The sequence below is a fragment of the Kitasatospora cathayae genome, from assembly GCF_027627435.1.
Taxonomy (GTDB): Bacteria; Actinomycetota; Actinomycetes; order Streptomycetales; family Streptomycetaceae; genus Kitasatospora; species Kitasatospora cathayae.
On sequence record NZ_CP115450.1, the window covers coordinates 6,844,093 to 6,864,093 of the forward strand.

General features: G+C 71.5%; 17 protein-coding genes and 1 pseudogene. 15 read left to right on the forward strand and 3 right to left on the reverse strand.

Features of this window, described 5'->3' with window-relative positions; genetic code table 11:
• The 9 genes from O1G21_RS31150 (at position 1) to O1G21_RS31190 (ending at position 10,368) form a co-directional block, all read left to right on the forward strand.
• Positions 1 to 759 carry a YebC/PmpR family DNA-binding transcriptional regulator gene (locus tag O1G21_RS31150; protein WP_030286352.1) on the forward strand — a complete coding sequence of 253 codons (759 nt, stop codon included), beginning with the start codon at positions 1 to 3 and terminating at the stop codon, positions 757 to 759.
• A 290-nt stretch (positions 760 to 1,049) separates the two neighbouring features.
• Positions 1,050 to 1,637 carry a crossover junction endodeoxyribonuclease RuvC gene (ruvC, locus tag O1G21_RS31155; RefSeq protein WP_270151359.1) on the forward strand — a complete coding sequence of 196 codons (588 nt, stop codon included), beginning with the start codon at positions 1,050 to 1,052 and terminating at the stop codon, positions 1,635 to 1,637.
• Entirely contained in the window at positions 1,634 to 2,245 is a 612-nt protein-coding gene (ruvA, locus tag O1G21_RS31160; protein WP_270148343.1) for a Holliday junction branch migration protein RuvA, read from the forward strand. The genes ruvC and ruvA overlap by 4 nt, the downstream gene beginning before the upstream one ends.
• 86 nt (positions 2,246 to 2,331) lie before the next feature.
• Positions 2,332 to 3,414, forward strand: a complete 1,083-nt coding sequence (ruvB, locus tag O1G21_RS31165; RefSeq protein WP_270148344.1) for a Holliday junction branch migration DNA helicase RuvB — start codon at positions 2,332 to 2,334, stop codon at positions 3,412 to 3,414.
• Positions 3,415 to 3,674: 260 nt separating this feature from the next.
• Positions 3,675 to 4,082 carry a preprotein translocase subunit YajC gene (yajC, locus tag O1G21_RS31170; RefSeq protein ID WP_270148345.1) on the forward strand — a complete coding sequence of 136 codons (408 nt, stop codon included), beginning with the start codon at positions 3,675 to 3,677 and terminating at the stop codon, positions 4,080 to 4,082.
• A gap of 147 nt (positions 4,083 to 4,229) precedes the next feature.
• A complete protein-coding gene (gene secD, locus O1G21_RS31175) occupies positions 4,230 to 6,077 on the forward strand; it encodes a protein translocase subunit SecD (protein WP_405000742.1) in 1,848 nt (615 codons plus the stop codon).
• A gap of 4 nt (positions 6,078 to 6,081) precedes the next feature.
• A complete protein-coding gene (gene secF / locus O1G21_RS31180; RefSeq protein WP_270148346.1) occupies positions 6,082 to 7,179 on the forward strand; it encodes a protein translocase subunit SecF in 1,098 nt (365 codons plus the stop codon).
• Between the two features lie 25 nt (positions 7,180 to 7,204).
• The gene (locus O1G21_RS31185) at positions 7,205 to 7,756 is read left to right on the forward strand and encodes an adenine phosphoribosyltransferase (protein ID WP_270148348.1); all 552 of its coding nucleotides are present in this window, start codon (positions 7,205 to 7,207) and stop codon (positions 7,754 to 7,756) included.
• A 158-nt stretch (positions 7,757 to 7,914) separates the two neighbouring features.
• Positions 7,915 to 10,368 (forward strand): RelA/SpoT family protein, encoded by a 2,454-nt coding sequence (locus O1G21_RS31190; RefSeq protein ID WP_405000743.1) that lies wholly within the window; start codon positions 7,915 to 7,917, stop codon positions 10,366 to 10,368.
• 66 nt (positions 10,369 to 10,434) lie between these two features.
• On the opposite strand, the pseudogene O1G21_RS31195 reads toward O1G21_RS31190, so the two are convergent.
• From O1G21_RS31195 to O1G21_RS31205, 3 genes and pseudogenes are all read right to left on the reverse strand, one after another.
• Positions 10,435 to 11,286: pseudogene (locus tag O1G21_RS31195) on the reverse strand (IS30 family transposase); the annotation flags it as partial.
• Between the two features lie 147 nt (positions 11,287 to 11,433).
• Positions 11,434 to 12,663 (reverse strand): DUF349 domain-containing protein, encoded by a 1,230-nt coding sequence (locus tag O1G21_RS31200; RefSeq protein WP_270148351.1) that lies wholly within the window; start codon positions 12,661 to 12,663, stop codon positions 11,434 to 11,436.
• A gap of 264 nt (positions 12,664 to 12,927) precedes the next feature.
• Positions 12,928 to 13,773, reverse strand: coding sequence for a peptidylprolyl isomerase (locus tag O1G21_RS31205; RefSeq protein WP_270148352.1), 846 nt, complete (start codon positions 13,771 to 13,773; stop codon positions 12,928 to 12,930).
• Between the two features lie 238 nt (positions 13,774 to 14,011).
• Between O1G21_RS31205 and O1G21_RS31210 the strand changes: the two genes are divergently transcribed.
• From O1G21_RS31210 to O1G21_RS31235, 6 genes are all read left to right on the forward strand, one after another.
• Entirely contained in the window at positions 14,012 to 14,719 is a 708-nt protein-coding gene (locus O1G21_RS31210; protein ID WP_270148353.1) for an MBL fold metallo-hydrolase, read from the forward strand.
• Between the two features lie 11 nt (positions 14,720 to 14,730).
• A complete protein-coding gene (gene hisS, locus O1G21_RS31215) occupies positions 14,731 to 15,993 on the forward strand; it encodes a histidine--tRNA ligase (protein WP_270148354.1) in 1,263 nt (420 codons plus the stop codon).
• Positions 15,990 to 17,780, forward strand: coding sequence for an aspartate--tRNA ligase (gene aspS / locus O1G21_RS31220; protein ID WP_270148356.1), 1,791 nt, complete (start codon positions 15,990 to 15,992; stop codon positions 17,778 to 17,780). Before hisS ends, aspS begins: the two co-directional genes overlap by 4 nt.
• A 93-nt stretch (positions 17,781 to 17,873) precedes the next feature.
• The gene (locus O1G21_RS31225) at positions 17,874 to 18,392 is read left to right on the forward strand and encodes a GNAT family N-acetyltransferase (protein ID WP_270148357.1); all 519 of its coding nucleotides are present in this window, start codon (positions 17,874 to 17,876) and stop codon (positions 18,390 to 18,392) included.
• An 88-nt stretch (positions 18,393 to 18,480) separates the two neighbouring features.
• Positions 18,481 to 19,299, forward strand: coding sequence for a polyphosphate kinase 2 (ppk2, locus tag O1G21_RS31230; RefSeq protein WP_270148359.1), 819 nt, complete (start codon positions 18,481 to 18,483; stop codon positions 19,297 to 19,299).
• A 71-nt stretch (positions 19,300 to 19,370) separates the two neighbouring features.
• A complete protein-coding gene (locus O1G21_RS31235) occupies positions 19,371 to 19,994 on the forward strand; it encodes a hypothetical protein (RefSeq protein ID WP_270148360.1) in 624 nt (207 codons plus the stop codon).
• Positions 19,995 to 20,001 lie beyond the last annotated feature (7 nt).

Here is a 20,001-nt window from a genome sequence, read left to right on the forward strand (position 1 = left end):
ATGTCCGGCCACTCTAAGTGGGCTACCACCAAGCACAAGAAGGCCGTGATCGACGCCAAGCGCGGCAAGCTCTTCGCCAAGATGATCAAGAACATCGAGGTGGCGGCGCGCACCGGCGGTCCCGACCCGGCGGGCAACCCGACCCTCTACGACGCCATCCAGAAGGCGAAGAAGAGCTCGGTCCCGATCGACAACATCAACCGCGCCGTCAAGCGCGGTGGCGGCCTGGAGGCCGGCGGCGCCGACTACCAGACCATCATGTACGAGGGCTACGGCCCGAACGGCGTCGCCGTCCTGATCGAGTGCCTCACCGACAACCGCAACCGCGCGGCGTCCGACGTGCGCGTCGCGATGACCCGCAACGGCGGCTCGATGGCCGACCCGGGTTCGGTGTCCTACCTGTTCACCCGCAAGGGCGTCGTGATCGTCCCCAAGGCGGACGGCGTGGACGAGGACAAGCTGTTCGAGATCGTCCTCGACCAGGACCCCGAGGAGATCAACGACCTCGGCGACTCCTTCGAGATCGTCTCCGAGGCCTCCAAGATGGTCGACGTGCGCACCGCGCTGGTCGACGCCGGCGTCGACTACGACTCGGCCGAGGCCAACTTCCTCCCGAGCATGCAGGTCGAGCTGGACGTCGACGGCGCCCGCAAGATCCTCAAGCTGATCGACGCGCTGGAGGACAGCGACGACGTGCAGAACGTCTTCGCCAACTTCGACATCCCCGACGAGGTCGGTGCGCAGCTCGACGCCGAGTAACGGCACCCGTGATCGTTCTCACTGCCCGGCCCGGTGGTCCCAGGACCGCCGGGCCGGTGTCGTCGGCGGGGTTGTCGGACCCGGGCGGTAGCCTGCGGAGGTCGCCCGCCGAAGGGCGATCCTTCGCCGCGAGCCGAAGGGCGCGCCGGTGCCGAGAGTGACGAGCGACAAGCGACGAAGGAGCGCCGGAGCGTGGGGGCACCTCCCAGCCGCCAGGCTGGGGGAGAGCGTCGGCACCGGGTCGGAGCGCCCGGAGGCGAGTGGCGAGTCACAGAGAGGCGGGGCGTGACGTGCGGGTGCTGGGTGTGGACCCGGGGCTGACCAGGTGCGGGGTCGGCGTGGTCGAGGGCGCGCCGGGCCGGCCGCTGCGGATGGCCGGGGTGGGCGTGGTGCGCACGCCGGCCGAGGCCGAGATCGGGCAGCGGCTGCTGCTGGTCGAGCAGGGCCTGGAGAGCTGGCTGGACGAGCACCGGCCCGACCTGGTCGCGGTCGAGCGGGTCTTCGCCCAGCACAACGTCCGGACGGTGATGGGCACCGCCCAGGCGAGCGCGGTGGCGATGCTCTGCGCCACCCGGCGCGGCATCCCCGTCACCCTGCACACCCCCAGCGAGGTCAAGGCCGCCATCACCGGCTCCGGCCGGGCGGACAAGGCCCAGGTCACGGCCATGGTGCAGCGGCTGCTGCGGCTGGACGCGCCGCCCAAGCCCGCCGACGCCGCCGACGCGCTGGCGCTGGCGATCTGCCACATCTGGCGCGGCGCGGCGACCAACCGGCTGCAGGCCGCCGTCCAGGCCGCCCGCTCCGCGCCCCTGGCAGCCGATTCCCTGAGAGGCAATTCCCTGAAAGGCACCGCTCCTGTGAAAGACACCGTCCGGTGATCGCCTTCGTGCAAGGGCCCGTGGCGGCCATCGCCTCCGGAGCCGCGGTGATCGAGGTGGGCGGGGTCGGCATGGCCGTCCAGTGCACCCCCAACACCCTGGCCGGCCTGCGGCTGGGTGAGCCGGCCCGGCTGGCGACCTCGCTGGTGGTCCGGGAGGACTCGCTGACCCTGTTCGGCTTCGCCGACGACGACGAGCGCGCCGTGTTCGAGATCCTGCAGGCCGCGCCGGGCGTCGGTCCCAAGCTGGCCCAGGCGATCCTCGGCGTGCACAGCCCCGACGCGCTGCGCGCCGCGGTGGCGGGCGGGGACGAGAAGGCGCTGGTCGCGGTGCCGGGCATCGGCAAGGCGAAGGCGGCCAAGTTGCTGCTGGAGTACAAGGACAAGCTGGGCGCCCCGCACGGCGCGGTGCCCGCGCAGAAGCCGATCGCCAGTGGCCCGGCGCCGTGGAGCGAGCAGCTGCACTCGGCGCTGACCGGCCTCGGCTACGCCCCGCGCGAGGCGGACGAGGCGGTCGCCGCCGTCACCCCGGAGGCGGAGGCGCAGCAGACCCCGGACGTCGGCGCGCTGCTGCGGCTCGCCCTGCGCGGCCTCAACCGCGCCCGCTGAATCCACCTGACGACCTGTCCGTTTGTCGACAAGGTCGACACGGTCGGTACCGCTGACACCGCTGACACCCCCTGGAGCCCGCGAGGATGTACGAGGAATCCGCTGACCGGCTGGTCACGGCCGCCGCCGACGGCGAGGACCAGGCGGTCGAGGCCGCGCTGCGCCCCAAGCTGCTGGACGAGTTCATCGGTCAGGAGCGGGTGCGCGAGCAGCTGTCCCTGGTGCTCCAGGCGGCCCGCAAGCGCGGCAGCGCGCCCGACCACGTGCTGCTGAGCGGTCCGCCCGGGCTGGGCAAGACCACCCTGTCCATGATCATCGCCGCCGAGCTGGGCGCCCCGATCCGGATCACCTCCGGCCCGGCCATCCAGCACGCGGGGGACCTCGCGGCGATCCTCTCCTCGCTCACCGAGGGCGAGGTGCTCTTCCTCGACGAGATCCACCGGATGTCCCGGCCGGCCGAGGAGATGCTCTACATGGCGATGGAGGACTTCCGGGTCGACGTGATCGTCGGCAAGGGTCCGGGTGCCACCGCCATCCCGCTGGAGCTGCCGCCGTTCACGCTGGTCGGTGCCACCACCCGGGCCGGCCTGCTGCCGCCGCCGCTGCGCGACCGCTTCGGCTTCACCGGGCACATGGAGTTCTACGCCCCGGTCGAGCTGCAGCGGGTGGTGCACCGCTCGGCCACGCTGCTGGACGTGGAGATAGACCCGGCCGGCGCGGCCGAGATCGCCGGGCGCTCGCGCGGCACCCCGCGCATCGCCAACCGGCTGCTGCGCCGGGTCCGCGACTACGCGCAGGTCCGGCACGACGGTGTGGTCACCGCCGAGATCGCCGGCCAGGCGCTGGACGTCTACGAGGTGGACGCCCGCGGCCTGGACCGGCTGGACCGCGCGGTGCTGGACGCGCTGCTGCGGCTGTTCGGCGGCGGACCGGTCGGTTTGTCGACACTCGCGGTCGCGGTGGGGGAGGAGGCCGAGACCGTCGAGGAGGTGGCCGAGCCCTTCCTGGTCCGCGAGGGCCTGCTCGCCCGCACCCCGCGCGGGCGGATCGCCACCGCCGCCGCCTGGCAGCACCTCGGCCTGACTCCACCGGTCCAGACCCCGCCGGTGCAGACCACTCGGGGCAGCGTGCCGCCCCAGCCGGAGTTGTTCCCGGCGGACGGAAGTTGACCGGTCTGGGCTGAACGGGTGAGAGATGGCCGCCGATTCCCGCCCCGGCCCGGTGCCGGGCCCCGTGGAGATGCCAGGGGAGAAGTCCGGGAAAACCGTGCAGGCGCAGGGTCGCCACTTTCGGCGGCAGGATGCGATGCTTGGCGTTGTCCGATCAGTTCGGGGTCGCCTAGACTCCGCCGGACCGCCCCTCTCACCCGACGGGCCGACCCATACCACACAGGCCGCCGGCCGGCGGCCCGTTAAGGACCCTGGCTGCAGTGAACTTCATCATCCTTCTCCTCCCGATCATCGCGATCGTGCTCATGTTCCGGTCGCAGAAGAAGCGCCAGGCGCAGATGCAGCAGATGCAGACGGCGCTGGAGCCCGGGGCGGGGGTGCGCACCATCGGCGGCCTGTATGCCCAGGTGAAGGCGGTCAACGACGAGACCGTCGAGCTGGAGATCGCTCCCGGCGTCGTCACGCACTTCACGAAGAGCGCGATCGCGGCCGTCCTGGACCCCCAGGAGTACGACGCGATCATCAACGGTCGCCCCGAGGACGACGAGCTGTCCGAGCCGGAGGCCGAGGACGCCGACGCCGCACCGGTCGAGGACAAGCCGCTGACGCTCACCAAGGACAGCGCCGAGAAGGGCGATGCCGAGGGCGGGGCTCCCGCGAGCAAGTAGTACGGACGGGCAACCCGCCCGTCCGCGCGGCGCAGTGCCGCGAGCCCACAGGACCTCAGGGCCGCAGAACCACCATGCCCCCGTCCCGCCACGAGCCGGACGGGGGTCCGGTCGGGGAGGTGGCATGGACAGGGAGAAACGAGCAAGGTGGCAACACCCAAGTCGCGCCCGCGCGACGGCTACCCAGGGCGGGCGCTGGCCCTCATCCTGGTCGTCACCGTCGGACTGGTCGCCCTCATGTTCGGGACGGGCAACACCAAGCCCCGGCTCGGAATCGACCTCGCCGGCGGCACCAGCATCACGCTGACCGCGAAGTCGACCGACCCCAAGGCGATCAACAAGTCCAACATGGACATCGCCACCGGGATCATCGAGCGCCGGGTCAACGGGATGGGTGTCTCCGAGGCGGAGGTCCAGACCCAGGGCTCGGACACGATCATCGTGAACATCCCCAAGGGCGGCGACAAGCAGAACGCGGCGGACCAGGTCGGCGCCACCGCGAAGCTGTTCTTCCGTCCGGTCCTGGCCGTGGCGCCCAGCGGCGTCACCCCGCCCGCGCCCACCGGCACCCCGTCCGCCGGGGCCTCCGGCAGCCCGAGCGCCGCCCCCTCGGGCAGTGCCACCCCGTCGGCCTCGGCCGGCGCGAGCTCCTCCGCCAGCCACGCGCCGACCGCCTCCGCGAGCGCCACCAAGCAGGGCCGCGCCGTCGGTGAGGCGCTGGCCGCCGAGGGCGCCAGCCCGTCGGCCGCCGCCACCGGCGCGAGCACCGCTCCGTCCGCCGCCGCCACCGGTTCGGCCACCCCGGCCGCCACCGGCGCGCCGAGCGCCGCGCCCACCCAGCCGAGCGCCGCCGACCTGAGCGCCGCGATGACCCAGGGCACCGTCCCGCCGGAGCTGCAGGCCGCCTTCGCGGCCCTCGACTGCTCCAAGCCCGACGTCCGCGCGGCCCAGACCGGCGCCGAGGACAAGGCCATGGTGGCCTGCTCCCAGAAGCCGGAGAACGGCTACTACGAGAAGCTGGCCCTCGGCCCCGTCGCCGTGAAGGGTTCGGACGTCTCCAAGGCCCAGCCGAGCCTGGACACCCAGACCGGCGCCGGCTGGCAGGTGCAGCTGCAGTTCAACAGCGCCGGCACCGACGCCTTCACCAAGGTCACCGGCCAGCTGGCCACCCAGACCCCGCCGACCAACCAGTTCGCCATCGTGCTGGACAACCAGGTCGTCTCGCACCCGCAGGTGAACGGCCCGATCCCGGGCGGCAGCGCGGTCATCACCGGCCGCTTCAGCCAGCCCGAGGCGCAGGACCTCGCCAACGTGCTGAGCTACGGCGCCCTGCCGCTGGAGTTCAGCAAGGGCGACGTCACCACCGTCTCCCCGGCGCTGGGCAGCGACCAGCTCAAGGCCGGTCTGGTCGCCGGCGCGATCGGCATGCTGCTGGTCGTCGCCTACTCCCTGGTCTACTACCGCGGCCTCGGCCTGGTCTCGATCGCCGGTCTGATCGTCTCGGCGGCCCTGACCTACTCGCTGATGAGCCTGCTCGGCGGCGCGATCGGCTTCGCGCTGAACCTGCCGGCGGTCTGCGGTGCGATCGTCGCGATCGGCATCACCGCCGACTCCTTCATCGTGTACTTCGAGCGCATCCGCGACGAGGTCCGCGAGGGCGCCCCGCTGCGCCCGGCGGTCCAGCGGGCCTGGCCGCGCGCCCGGCGCACCATCCTGGTCTCGGACTTCGTGTCCTTCCTCTGTGCCGCCGTGCTCTACGTGGTCTCGATCGGCAAGGTCCAGGGCTTCGCGTTCACCCTGGGTCTGACCACCGCGCTCGACGTCGTGGTGATCTTCCTCTTCACCAAGCCGCTGATCACGCTGCTGGCCCGGCGCAAGTTCTTCGCCGAGGGTCACCCGTGGTCCGGCCTGGACCCGAAGCGGCTGGGCGCCCGCCCGCCGCTGCGCAGCAGCCGTCGCCGTAGCTCCTCCTCTGCCGCCGTGAAGGAGGCCTGACACCGTGTCGCGCTTCTCCAATCTGGGCCACCGGCTCTACCAGGGCGAGGTCAGCTTCGACTTCGTCGGGCGCCGCAAGCTCTGGTACTCCATCTCCGGCGTGATCGTGCTGGTCGCGGCGATCGGCCTGGCCATGGGCCTGCACCTGGGCATCGAGTTCAAGGGCGGCTCGGTCTACACCGTGACCAAGCCGGGCCTGACGGTCTCGCAGGCCCAGGACACCGCTGACGGGATCGTCTCCTCGCACCCGCTGGTGCAGTCGACGGACAAGGACAAGGTCCGGATCCAGGTCAGCACCGACGAGCCGAAGAGCTCGGACGAGATCCGTTCGCAGCTCTCGCAGAAGTTCGGCGTGCCGCTGGACACCGTCGAGGCCCAGGTGATCGGCCCCAGCTGGGGCAAGCAGATCTCCGACAAGGCGCTCACCGGCCTGATCGTCTTCATGGTGCTGGTGACGGTCTACCTGGCGATCGCCTTCGAGTGGCGGATGGCGGTGGCCGCCCTGGTCGCCCTGCTCCACGACCTCCTGATCACCATCGGCGTCTACGCCCTGGTGGGCTTCGAGGTCACCCCCGGTACGGTGATCGGCTTCCTGACCATCCTCGGGTACTCGCTCTACGACACGGTCGTCGTCTTCGACACCGTGAAGGAGAACACCAAGGGGCTCACCAAGCAGAACAAGCGCACCTACAGCGAGGCGGCCAACGCGGGCCTCAACCAGACCCTGGTGCGCTCGCTCAACACCACCGTGGTGGCGCTGCTGCCGGTCGCCGCACTGCTGTTCATCGGCGGCGGCATCCTGGGCGCCGGCACCCTGAACGACATCTCGCTCGCGCTGTTCATCGGCCTCGCGGCCGGTGCCTACTCCTCGATCTGCGTCGCCACCCCGCTGCTGGCGCAGCTCAAGGAGGAGCAGCCGGACATGAAGGCGCTGCGCAAGCGCGTCCTGCAGCACCGGGCCGCGGCCGCCAAGGCGGAGGCCTCGGACGCGGTGCCGACGGACGTGGACGCGGACGAGGAGCAGCCGGCGGGTATGGTCGGTCAGCGCGGCCGGTCGGCCGGCACCTCGCGTGCCAAGGGCCGTCCGTCCACCAAGCGCTGAACCCGAACCTAAGGAACCCACCACCGTGACCACCGTCGACACCGCACTGGCCGAGCTGCTGAACAGCCGGATCCGGGACGTCCCGGACTACCCGAAGCCGGGTGTGCTGTTCAAGGACATCGCGCCGCTGCTCGCCGACGCCGAGGCCTTCGGCGCCCTCACCCGGGCGCTGGCGGACCGGGCGAAGGAGCTCGGGGCGACCAAGGTGGTGGGCCTGGAGGCGCGCGGCTTCGTGCTGGCGGCCCCGGCGGCCTTCGCGGCCGGGCTCGGCTTCGTGCCGATCCGCAAGCAGGGCAAGCTGCCCGGCGAGGTGTTCCGGCGTTCGTACGAGCTGGAGTACGGCTCGGCGACGCTGGAGGTGCAGTGCGACGCCTTCGCGCCCGGTGAGCGGGTGCTGGTGGTGGACGACGTGCTGGCCACCGGTGGCACCATCGGGGCCTCGCTGGACCTGGTGAAGGAGGCCGGCGCCGAGCTGGCGGGCGTCGTGGTGCTGATGGAGCTGGGCTTCCTGGACGGCCGCGAGCGGCTGGCCGGGCACCTGGACGGCGCCCCGCTGGAGACCCTGGTCACGGTCTGAAGATCATGACGGAAGGACGGCGGTCGGATCATCCGACCGCCGTCCTTCCGTTTCCGGGCCCGGCCGGATGAACACCGGGCCGCCCGGCTCGGTACCATGAAGATTCATCCCCTCCCGGTTGTGCCCGGACGTCACGGGCCCGGCAGGGGTCGGCCCCGGTGCCCCGAGGAGTGTCCTTGCCCGACGAGGTTGTGCCCACGGCCGCAGCGGCCGCCCCCGAAGACCGTCCCACGCCCTCGGGGGCCACCCCGGCACGCCCGACGCCGACCTCCTCGCGCCCGATGGCCCCGCTCGGCCGCGCTTCCGGCACCGGCGGCGGCATGCGCGCCCGACTGGCCCGCCTGGGCGGCCAGCGCTCCAGCGTGCTCAACCCCGTCCTGGAACCGCTGTTCCGCTCGATCCGGGCGAACGACCCCAAGGCCGACCCGGCGCTGCTGCGCGACATCGAGCGCGCCTACGCCGTCGCCGAGAAGTGGCACCGCGGACAGAAGCGCAAGAGCGGCGACCCGTACATCACCCACCCGCTGGCCGTGGCGACCATCCTCGCCGAGCTCGGCATGGACGCCCCGACCCTGATGGCCGGATTGCTGCACGACACCGTCGAGGACACCGACTACGGCCTGGAGACCCTGCGCAAGGACTTCGGCGACTCGGTGGCCCTGCTGGTCGACGGCGTCACCAAGCTGGACCGGGTCAAGTTCGGCGAGGCCGCCCAGGCCGAGACCGTCCGCAAGATGGTCGTGGCGATGGCCAAGGACCCGCGGGTCCTGGTGATCAAGCTGGCCGACCGGCTGCACAACATGCGCACGATGCGCTACCTCAAGCGGGAGAAGCAGGAGAAGAAGGCCCGCGAGACGCTGGAGATCTACGCCCCGCTGGCGCACCGGCTGGGCATGAACACCATCAAGTGGGAGCTGGAGGACCTCGCCTTCGCGATCCTCTACCCCAAGATGTACGACGAGATCGTCCGGCTGGTCGCCGAGCGCGCCCCCAAGCGGGACGAGTACCTGGCGACCGTCATCGACCAGGTCCAGGCGGACCTGCGCGGCGCCCGGATCACCGCCTCCGTCACCGGCCGGCCGAAGCACTACTACTCGGTCTACCAGAAGATGATCGTCCGGGGCCGGGACTTCGCCGAGATCTACGACCTGGTGGGCATCCGGGTCCTGGTCGACACCGTCCGCGACTGCTACGCGGCGCTGGGCACCATCCACGCGCGGTGGAACCCGGTGCCGGGGCGGTTCAAGGACTACATCGCGATGCCCAAGTTCAACATGTACCAGTCGCTGCACACGACGGTGATCGGTCCCGGCGGCAAGCCCGTCGAACTGCAGATCCGCACCTTCGACATGCACCGGCGGGCCGAGTACGGCATCGCCGCGCACTGGAAGTACAAGCAGCGCGCGGTCGCCGGGGCCTCCAAGGTCCGCACCGACACCCCGACCCAGGTCCGCAAGGACGACAAGGCCGGCGCCGTCAACGAGATGGCCTGGCTGCGGCAGCTGCTGGACTGGCAGAAGGAGACCGCCGACCCGGGCGAGTTCCTGGAGTCGCTGCGCTTCGACCTGGCCAGCAACGAGGTCTTCGTCTTCACCCCCAAGGGTGACGTGATAGCGCTGCCGGCCGGCGCCACCCCGGTCGACTTCGCCTTCGCGGTGCACACCGAGGTCGGCTACCGGACCATAGGGGCCCGGGTCAACGGGCGGCTGGTGCCGCTGGAGTCGACCCTGGAGAACGGCGACACCGTCGAGGTGTTCACCTCCAAGGCGGAGAACGCCGGCCCCTCCCGGGACTGGCTGGGCTTCGTCAAGTCCCCGCGCGCCCGCAACAAGATCCGCGCCTGGTTCTCCAAGGAGCGCCGCGAGGAGGCGATCGAGCACGGCAAGGAGGCGATCGTCCGGGCGATGCGCAAGCAGGGCCTGCCGATCCAGCGGATCCTGACCGGCGACTCGCTGGTCACCCTGGCCCACGAGATGCGCTACCCCGACATCTCCTCGCTCTACGCCGCCATCGGCGAGGGGCACGTCGCCGCGCAGAACATCGTCCAGAAGCTGGTCCAGGCGCTCGGCGGCGAGGAGGGCGCGACCGAGGACCTCGCCGAGACGGCCACCCCGACCCACGACACCCGCCGGGCGGTGCGCCGCCGGGCCAAGGGCGACCCGGGCGTGATCGTCAAGGGCGTCGAGGACGTCTGGGTCAAGCTGTCCCGCTGCTGCACCCCGGTGCCGGGCGACCCGATCGTCGGCTTCGTCACCCGCGGCAACGGCGTCTCGGTGCACCGCGCGGACTGCGTCAACGTCGAGTCGCTGAGCCAGCAGCCCGAGCGCATGATCGACGTCGAGTGGGCGGCCACCCAGTCGTCCGTCTTCCTGGTGGCCATCCAGGTCGAGGCGCTGGACCGCTCCCGGCTGCTCTCGGACGTCACCCGGGTGCTCTCCGACCAGCACGTGAACATCCTGTCGGCGGCGGTCCAGACCTCCCGGGACCGGGTGGCGATGAGCCGCTTCACCTTCGAGATGGGCGACCCGAAGCACCTGGGCCACGTGCTCAAGGCGGTGCGCGGCGTCGAGGGCGTGTACGACGTCTACCGGGTCACCTCGGCCCGCAAGTGACCACGGCATGAGGAAGGCCCCCGGGGAGCACTTGGATTCCAGGGGTCGTCGCAACACCACTTGGTTTTAGGTGGTGAGTAGATCACGTAGACGCTCGGCTGGGGTATCCCAGTCGAGCGTCTTGCGTGGGCGGCCGTTGAGTTCCTGGGCGACGTGTTCGAGGTCCTCGGGGCTGTGGACGCTCAGATCGGTGCCCTTGGGGAAGTACTGCCGCAGCAGTCCGTTCGTGTTCTCGTTCGAGCCGCGCTGCCAGGGCGAGGCCGGATCGCAGAAGTAGACGGGCATACCGGTGGCCATGCTGAACTGCTTGTGGCGTGCCATTTCGCTGCCCTGGTCCCAGGTGAGGGAGCCGCGCAGGTGGGCGGGCAGGGCCTGGATCGTGGTGACGAGGCCGTCGCGGACGGTCTCGGCGTCGTGGGCTCCGCCCGGCAGGTGGACCAGCATGGTGTAGCGGGTGGTGCGCTCGACCAGGGTGGCGATCGCGGAACGGCCGCCCGCGCCGATGATGAGGTCGCCTTCCCAGTGACCGGGCACGGCCCGGTCCTCGATGTCGGCGGGGCGATCGCTGATCATCACCATCGGGTCGATGAACCGGGGCGTGCGCCGTCCAGGGTCCCGGCGTGGCTTGCGACGGGTCCGGCCGGAACGGACGGCGGCCTGGACTTCCCGTTTCAGGCCGCCGCGGGCCTGGAAGTACAGCGCCTGGTAGATCGTCTCCACGCTCACCCGCATGCTCTCGTCGTCGGGATACTCCTTGCGTAGAGCGTTGCAGATCTGCTCCGGTGACCACCGCCTGCGCAGTTGGTCCTGGACGAGGTGGCGCAGTCGGCCTTCACGCAGCAGTTTGTGTTCCTTGGGGCGGGGCCTGCGCGCGGCGGCCGCCCGGTGGGCGGCGTAGGGCTGGTAGCCGTCGCTGCCGGAGTCCGCGCAACGAAACGCTCCCGCAACCCGGCAAGATCACGCTCAACGCCCACGGTCCTCGCAACTCCCGCAGATCGCGGGTGTTGCGAGGACCGTTAGAACCGAAGACCCCGGGGGCCTTCGCCGTTCAGCCGGTCGGCCGGATCAGCCGCTGAACTCCTCCTGGCTCTTGTGCGCCTGCTCCAGCAGGGTCTGCACGCCGGCCAGCTCGGACTCCAGCTTGGCCACCTTGCCGGCGTTGCCGGCGGCGCGGGCCTTGTCCAGGTCGGCCTGGATCTTGTCGGCCTTCGCCTGGAACAGGCCCACCATGCCGGCCGCGCGGGCCTTGGCCTCCGGGTTGGAGCGCTTCCACTCGGCGTCCTCGGCCTCGCGGACGGCCCGCTCGACCGCGTTCAGCCGGCCGTCCAGCTTCGGACGGACGTCGCGCGGCACGTGGCCGATGGCCTCCCAGCGCTCGTTGACGTCGCGCAGCGCGGCCTTGGCGGCCTTCAGGTCGGTGATCGGCAGGATCGCCTCGGCCTCGGCGGCCAGCGCCTCCTTGAGCTTCTGGTTCTCCACCTGCTCGGCGTCCCGCTCGCTGAACACCGCGGAACGGGCCTGGAAGAAGACGTCCTGAGCGCCGCGGAACCGCGCCCACAGCTCGTCCTCGACGTCCCGCTGCGCGCGGCCGGCGGCCTTCCAGCGGGCCATCAGGTCGCGGTAGGCGGCCGCGGTGGAGCCCCAGTCGGTGGACGAGGACAGCGCCTCGGCCTCGGAGACCAGCGCCTCCTTGGTCTGCCGGGCCTGCTCGCGCTCGGCGTCCAGCGTCGCGAAGTGCGCCTTGCGGTGCTTGGAGAAGACCGAGCGGGCGTGCGAGAAGCGGTGCCACAGCTCGTCGTCGCTCTTGCGGTCCAGCCGCGGCAGGCCCTTCCAGGTGTCCACCAGGGCGCGCAGCCGGTCCCCGGCCTCCCGCCACTGGGTGGACTCGGCGAGCTGCTCGGCCTCGGAGACCAGGGCCTCCTTGGCGGCGCGGGTCTCGTCCTGGGCCTTGGCGCGGGCGGCCTTGCGCTCCTCCCGCCGGCTCTCGATCTCACCGGCGAGCGCGTCCAGCCGCTTGGCCAGCGCGTCCAGGTCACCCACCGCGTGCCCCTCGGTCACCTGCGCGCGGAGGTGCTCCAGCGCGGTCTGGGCGTCCTTGGCCGCCAGGTCGGTGGTGCGCACCCGCTTCTCCAGCAGGCCGATCTCCACCTCGATGCCCTGGTACTTGCGCTCGAAGTAGGCGAGGGCCTCCTCGGGCGAGCCGGCCTGCCAGGAACCGACCACGCGTTCGCCGTCGGCGGTCCTGACGTACACCGTGCCCTGCTCGTCCACACGGCCCCACGGGTCGCTGCTCATAGCGCGTCCTCCACATGACGTCGCGCCCGCGCCGGGGCGGCGCGCGTCCGTCGTCCACAGTTGATGTGCGGCGGACCGATGGGTCCGCCGTCCCCGTCCGCCGTGCCTTGCTGCCGAGGGTGACGGCTAGGCGGGTCCGGGCACCCTATACAACGCCAACATAGGCGACCAGGCCCGGTGCTGTCCGCATCCGGGCCGGGCGATTTCGGTCCGGGGCCGGGCGGGAGCGCTTTCGGCGCCCGCCGCCGGTGGCCCCGGGGTCGGTCAACCCTTGGACACGGTAACCGAGTTGAAAGTGACGTCGGCCATCGGGTGGCCGTCCGGGGAGCCCTCCAGGGTGCCCGCGGCGGCGATCTTCTGGACCACGTCCAGGCCGCCGGTGATCTTGCCGAAGGGGGTGTAGTTCGGCGGCAGCTGGGTGTCCTTGTAGACCAGGAAGAACTGGCTGCCGTTGGTGCCCGGGCCGGAGTTGGCCATCGCCACGGTGCCCGCCGGGTAGGTCGCGCCGGTCAGGTTCTCGTCCGCGAACTTGTAGCCGGGGCCGCCCGTGCCGCCCGGCACGGTCGCGCTGGCGGTCGGGTCGCCGCACTGGAGCACGAAGATGCCGTCGGTGGTCAGGCGGTGGCACTTGGTGTGGTCGAAGAACTGCTCACCGGCCAGGAAGTTGAACGAGTTCACGGTGTGCGGGGCCTTGGCCGCGTCCAGCGCGATGGCGACCTTGCCGCAGTTGGTGTCCAGCGCCATGGTGTACGAGGCGCCCTGGTCGATCGACATGGCCGGCTCGGCCTTGAACTGCTTGCCGTTGGGCGAGCCCGGCGCCGGGGCGGCGCAGCCCTCGACCGGCTTGCGGGTCGGCAGGGCGGTCGGGTCGGCCCGGGTCGGCGCGGGCTGGGGGGTCGAGGCGGCCGAGGTGCTCTTGGCCTTGTCGTCCGAGCTGAACGCGCCGGTGGCGAACAGGGTGCCGCCGCCGGCCAGCACCACGACCGCGAGCGACGCGCCCAGGATCGTGTTGCGCCGCCTGCGGGCGGCGGCCGCCTCGGCGCGGCGCTGCATCTGGCGCTCGTACTTCTCGCGGGCGAGCTGCCGCCGCCGCTGTTCGCTGCTGACCACCGGCCGTGTCTCCTGAGCATGTGCGGGAAAAGTGGATGGTTTCCGGAGCGGATCATCGCATCCATCGGCGGCCAAGTGTAGGGACCGGGCCCTAAGAACGCGGTGAACCCGCCGGGAGGCCGAGCCGGTCCCGGCGTATCTGGTTCGCAACCGGACCCGTACCGCCGGTAGGCTTCCCTTACGTCATCACTACTGGTAGCCACCGCAGCCCGCCGCCGCACACACCCGAAGGACGCGCGTGTTCATCGCCGGATTCCCCGCTGGAGCCTGGGGCACCAACTGCTACCTGGTCGCGCCGGCGGCGGGCGAGGAGTGCGTCATCGTCGATCCCGGCCACCAGGCCGCCCGCGGCGTCGAGGAACTCGTCCGTGAGCACCGGCTGAAGCCCGTCGCCGTGCTGCTCACCCACGGCCACATCGACCACGTGGCCTCGGTGGTCCCGGTCTGCGGCGCCAAGGGCATCCCGGCCTGGATCCACCCCGAGGACCGGTACATGATGTCCGACCCGGAGAAGGCCGTCGGCCGCGCCTTCGGCACCCAGCTGATGGGCGAGCTCACCGTCGGCGAGCCCGACGACGTGCGCGAGCTCACCGACGGCAGCGTGCTGGAGCTGGCCGGCCTGCAGCTCACCGTGGACCACGCCCCGGGCCATACCGGGGGGTCGGTGACCTTCCGGACGCCCGGTGCCGAGGACCTCCCCCCGGTGCTGTTCTCGGGCGACCTGCTGTTCGCCGGCTCCATCGGGCGTACCGACCTCCCGGGCGGGGACGGCGAAGCGATCATGCGCTCGCTGGCCCGGGTGTGCCTGCCCCTCGACGATTCCACCGTGGTCCTCTCCGGCCACGGCGGACAGACCACCATCGGCCGCGAGCGCGCCACCAACCCCTACCTCCGACAGGCAGCGGGGGCGGTCGGCGCCCCGGCTTTCCCGCGACGAGGAATGTGACGGAAGAGAAGTTGAGCACCTTCACCGCCCCCAAGGGCACCTACGACCTGCTGCCCCCCAGCTCCGCGACCTTCCTGGCGATCCGCGAGCGCATCGCCGCGCCCGCCCGCCGGGCCGGTTACGGCTACGTCGAGACCCCGGTCTTCGAGGACGTGAAGCTGTTCTCGCGCGGCGTCGGCGAGTCCACCGACATCGTCTCCAAGGAGATGTACACCCTCACCACCAAGGGCGGTGACGAGCTCGCGCTGCGCCCGGAGGGCACCGCCTCGGTGCTGCGCGCCGCACTCCAGGCCAACCTCCACAAGCAGGGCAACCTGCCGGTCAAGCTCTGGTACTCGGGCTCGTACTACCGCTACGAGCGCGCCCAGAAGGGCCGCTACCGCCAGTTCTCCCAGGTCGGTGCCGAGGCGATCGGTGCCGAGGACCCGGCGCTGGACGCCGAGCTGATCATCCTGGCCGACGACGCCTTCCGCTCGCTGGGCCTGAGCAACTACTCGCTGCTGCTCAACAGCCTGGGCGACAAGCAGTGCCGCCCGGTCTACCGCGCCGCCCTGATCGAGTTCCTCGCCGGCCTGGACCTGGACGAGGACACCCGCCGGCGCGCCGAGATCAACCCGCTGCGCGTGCTGGACGACAAGCGCGAGTCGGTGCAGGAGCAGCTGGTCGGCGCCCCGATGCTGCGCGACTTCCTGTGCGAGGAGTGCAAGGCGTACGACGAGAAGGTGCGCGAGCTGCTCACCGCCAACGGCGTGGCCTTCGTCGACGACCCGAAGCTGGTCCGCGGCCTGGACTACTACACCCGCACCACCTTCGAGTTCGTGCACAACGGCCTCGGCGCCCAGTCCGCGATCGGCGGTGGCGGCCGCTACGACGGCCTGTCCGAGATGATCGGCGGCCCGGCGCTGCCGTCCGTCGGCTGGGCGCTCGGCGTGGACCGCACCTACCTGGCGCTGGAGGCCGAGGGCGTCGGCCTCGACCTGCCGGCCGCCACCTCCGTCTACGCCGTCGCGCTCGGCGAGGAGGCCAAGAACACCCTGTTCGCCAAGGTGATCGAGCTGCGCCGGGCCGGCGTCGCCACCGACCTCGCCTTCGGCGTCAAGAGCATCAAGAACGCCATGAAGTCCGCCGACCGGTCCGGCGCCCGCTTCGCCCTGATCGCCGGTGACCGGGACCTCGCCGAGGGCGTCGTCCAGCTCAAGGACATGAGCACCGGCGAGCAGACCCCCGTCGCCCTCGACGCACTCGTCACCACCCTGAAGGAGAAGCAGCTGTGATCCGCACGCACGACGCGGGCACGCTCCGCCCGGAGCACGCAGGCACCACCGTCACCCTGGCCGGCTGGGTCGCCCGCCGCCGCGACCACGGCGGCGTCGCCTTCATCGACCTGCGCGACGCCTCCGGCACCGTGCAGATCGTGGTCCGCGACCTGGACTCCGTCCACGGGCTGCGCGCCGAGTACTGCGTCAAGGTCGCCGGTGACGTCCGGGTCCGCCCCGAGGGCAACGAGAACCCGGACATCCCGACCGGCGCCGTCGAGGTCGTCGTCAGCGAGATCGAGGTGCTCTCCGAGGCCGCGCCGCTGCCGTTCCCGGTCGCCGAGTACGAGCCGGGCACGGTCAACGAGGAGGTCCGGCTGCGCTACCGCTACCTGGACCTGCGCCGCGAGGGCCCGGCCAAGGGCCTGCGGCTGCGCTCCAAGGTCAACAACATCATCCGCCGGGTGATGGAGGAGAACGACTTCCTCGACATCGAGACGCCGTACCTCACCCGCTCCACCCCCGAGGGCGCCCGCGACTTCCTCGTCCCGGTCCGCCTGCAGCCCGGCCACTGGTACGCCCTGCCGCAGTCGCCCCAGCTGTTCAAGCAGCTGCTGATGGTGGCCGGCATGGAGCGCTACTACCAGATCGCCCGCTGCTTCCGTGACGAGGACTTCCGCGCCGACCGGCAGCCGGAGTTCACCCAGCTGGACATCGAGGCCTCCTTCGTCGACCAGGAGGACATCCTGGCCCTCGGCGAGAAGATCGTCGGCGCCATCTGGCGCGAGGTCCACGGCTACGAGATCCCCAACCCGCTGCCGCGGATGACCTACGCGGACGCCATGGGCCGCTACGGCTCCGACAAGCCGGACGTCCGCTTCGGCCAGGAACTCACCGACCTCACCGAGTACTTCAAGGGCACCGACTTCCGCGTCTTCCAGGCCCCGTACGTCGGCGCCGTGGTCATGCCGGGCGGCGCCTCGCAGCCGCGCAAGCAGCTGGACGCCTGGCAGGACTGGGCCAAGGCGCGCGGCGCCAAGGGCCTGGCCTACGTGCTGATCGACGCCGAGACCGGCGAGCTGCGCGGCCCGGTCGCCAAGAACCTCTCCGAGGAGCACCTGGCCGGCCTCGCCGCCGCGGCCGGCGCCAAGAACGGCGACGCGATCTTCTTCGCGGCCGGCAAGGAGCGCGCCTCGCAGGAGCTGCTGGGCGCCGCCCGGCTGGAGATCGGCCGCCGCTGCGAGCTGATCGACGAGTCCAAGTGGGCCTTCCTCTGGGTCGTCGACTTCCCGATGTTCGAGCCGATCGAGGACGACAAGGGCCAGTTCCTGGGCTGGCACGCGGTGCACCACCCGTTCACCGCGCCGACCCCGGAGTCGCTGGACAGCTTCGACACCGACCCGGGCTCGGCCCTGTCCAACGCCTACGACCTGGTCCTCAACGGCTCGGAGCTGGGCGGCGGTTCGATCCGTATCCACCAGCGGGACGTGCAGAAGCGGGCGTTCGACGCGATCGGCCTGTCCGAGGAGGAGGCGGCCTCGCAGTTCGGCTTCCTGCTGGACGCCTTCAACTACGGCCCGCCGCCGCACGGTGGGGTCGCCTTCGGCCTCGACCGGATCGTCACGCTGCTCGGCGGGTACGACACCATCCGCGACGTCATCGCCTTCCCGAAGACGTCCACCGGTGGTGACCCGCTGACCGGCGCCCCGACCCCGATCACCCCGGCGCAGCGCCGCGAGGCCGGCGTGGACGCCCAGCCGAAGGTCCGTGAGGACGTCAAGTCCGAGGCCCAGCCCAAGAGCTGACGCCTCGTCATCCACGCTAACCTGCAACGGCCCCGGACGGTCCACCGTCCGGGGCCGGTCCACAACGTCGTGCGACACAGGGAGGGTTGACTCGTGCAGATCACCACGAGAGTCGAATGTCCGGAGGACGCCCCGGCGACCAGACGCGTGCACATGGCCGCGTTCCCCGGGCCGGACGAGGCGGACCTGGTGGACGCGCTGCGGCGCGATCCCGCCTGGCTGCCCGGGCTGTCGCTGGTCGCGGTGGACGACGCGGGGCTGGTCGTCGGGCACGCCCTGCTGACCCGGCTGCGGGTCGGCGACGGCGGCGCCACCGGTGACGCGCTGGCGCTCGCGCCGGTCGCGGTCGCGCCCGAGTGGCAGCGCCGGGGCGTCGGCGAACTCGTCGTCCGGGCCGCGCTGTCGGCCGCCGAGGAGGCGGGGGAGAAGCTGGTGGTCGTGCTCGGCGACCCGGACTACTACGGGCGGTTCGGCTTCATCCCGGCCGGTCGGCACGAGGTCACCGGCCCGTTCGAGGTGCCGGAGGCGTACTTCCAGGTGCTGCCGCTGACGGCGTACGACGGCGGTCCGCGCGGGCTGTGCCGCTATCCGGAGCCCTTCGTCGGCGTGTAGCGGGTTCCTTCCGCGCCGACCTGCGGGGCCACCCTTCTGCGCCTACGGTGAAGGGTCATCAGCAGCAGTCGGACCGGAGGAGCCGAGGGTGGCCGAGGAGCAGCGGACCGCGAAGCCGAAACGACTGGCGAAGAAGCCGTACGAGCGGGAGCTGCTGCGGCTGCAGCAGGAGCTGGTGAAGCTCCAGGAGTGGGTGCGGGTCGAGGGCGCCCGCCTGGTGGTGGTCTTCGAGGGGCGGGACGCGGCCGGCAAGGGCGGCGCGATCAAGCGGGTGACGGAGTACCTGAACCCGCGCATCGCCCGGGTCGCGGCGCTTCCCACCCCGACCGAGCGGCAGAAGACCCAGTGGTACTTCCAGCGGTACGTCGAACACCTGCCGGCGGCCGGGGAGATCGTGCTGTTCGACCGGAGCTGGTACAACCGGGCCGGGGTCGAGCGGGTGATGGGCTTCTGCACCGACGAGGAGTACTGGCAGTTCCTGCACCAGTGCCCGACCTTCGAACAGATGCTGATCGAGGCGGGCATCCTGCTGCGCAAGTACTGGTTCTCGGTGAGCGACACCGAGCAGGAGCGACGGTTCCGGGACCGGCTGGCGGACCCGATGAAGCGCTGGAAGCTCTCCCCGATGGACGTGGAGTCGATCACCCACTGGGAGGACTACTCGCGCGCCAAGGACGAGATGTTCGTCTACACCGACGTCCCGCAGTCGCCCTGGCACGTGGTGGAGAGCGACGACAAGCGGCGGGCCCGGATCAACATGATCGCCCACCTGCTCGACTCCGTGCCGTACCGCGAGGTCGCCCCGCCCAGGATCGAGCTGCCGCCCCGCCCGGCCTCGCGCGGCTACCAGCGGCCCCCGCGCGATCTGCAGAAGTACGTTCCGGACCACGCTGCCAGACTGGAGTAGACGGGGTCCGCCGGGCGCTGCTCACCAGCTCGGCCCCGTGTGGCGCCCGGGCGTCCGCAGGAGGCGTGCTCATGTTCGTCCGTACCGTCTACGCGACCGGTCACCCGGACCGGATCGAGCAGACCCTCGACAACCTCCGGACCGAGGCGCTCGCGCTGCTGACCGGCCGGCCCGGGTACCGCGGCTACGGGCTGTTCGCCGACCGGACCCTCGGGAAGATCACGATGGGCTCGTGGTGGGAGTCCGCCGAGGCCGAGCGCGACAGCGACGCGGCCCTGAGCGAGCGCCGCCGCGAGCTGCTGGCACCGCTGGGCGGCACCGTGACCATCGACGTCTGGGAGGTCGTGGCGACGGCCCCGCCCGGTGCGGCCGGACCGGGCGCCGGCTTCCGGCTGACCCGGACCGACCTCGACCCGACCAAGGTGGACGAGGCCGCGGGGATCTTCCGGGACCGGGTGCTGCCGGTGCTGGAGAAGGAGGCCGCAGGATTCGTGACCGGCGCGATGCTGGCCGACCGCGCGACCGGCCGCCTGTCGGTGGGCGCGATCTTCGCGGACCAGGAGAGCTTCGAGGCCTCGCGCGGCCCGACGGCCGACGCCCGGGCGCAGGCGGTGGCGGCGCTGGGCGGCACCCTGCGGTCGCTGGAGGAGTTCGACGTGGTGCTGCTGGACCGGCCCGAGCATCCCGGCCAGTAGTGTCAGG

Coding starts and splice junctions, on each gene's coding strand:
- O1G21_RS31200 (WP_270148351.1), bottom strand. CDS start 12,663: ATGAGCAGCGACCCGTGGGGCCGTGTGGACGAGCAGGGCACGGTGTAC.
- O1G21_RS31235 (WP_270148360.1), top strand. CDS start 19,371: ATGTTCGTCCGTACCGTCTACGCGACCGGTCACCCGGACCGGATCGAG.
- O1G21_RS31150 (WP_030286352.1), top strand. CDS start 1: ATGTCCGGCCACTCTAAGTGGGCTACCACCAAGCACAAGAAGGCCGTG.
- ruvB (WP_270148344.1), top strand. CDS start 2,332: ATGTACGAGGAATCCGCTGACCGGCTGGTCACGGCCGCCGCCGACGGC.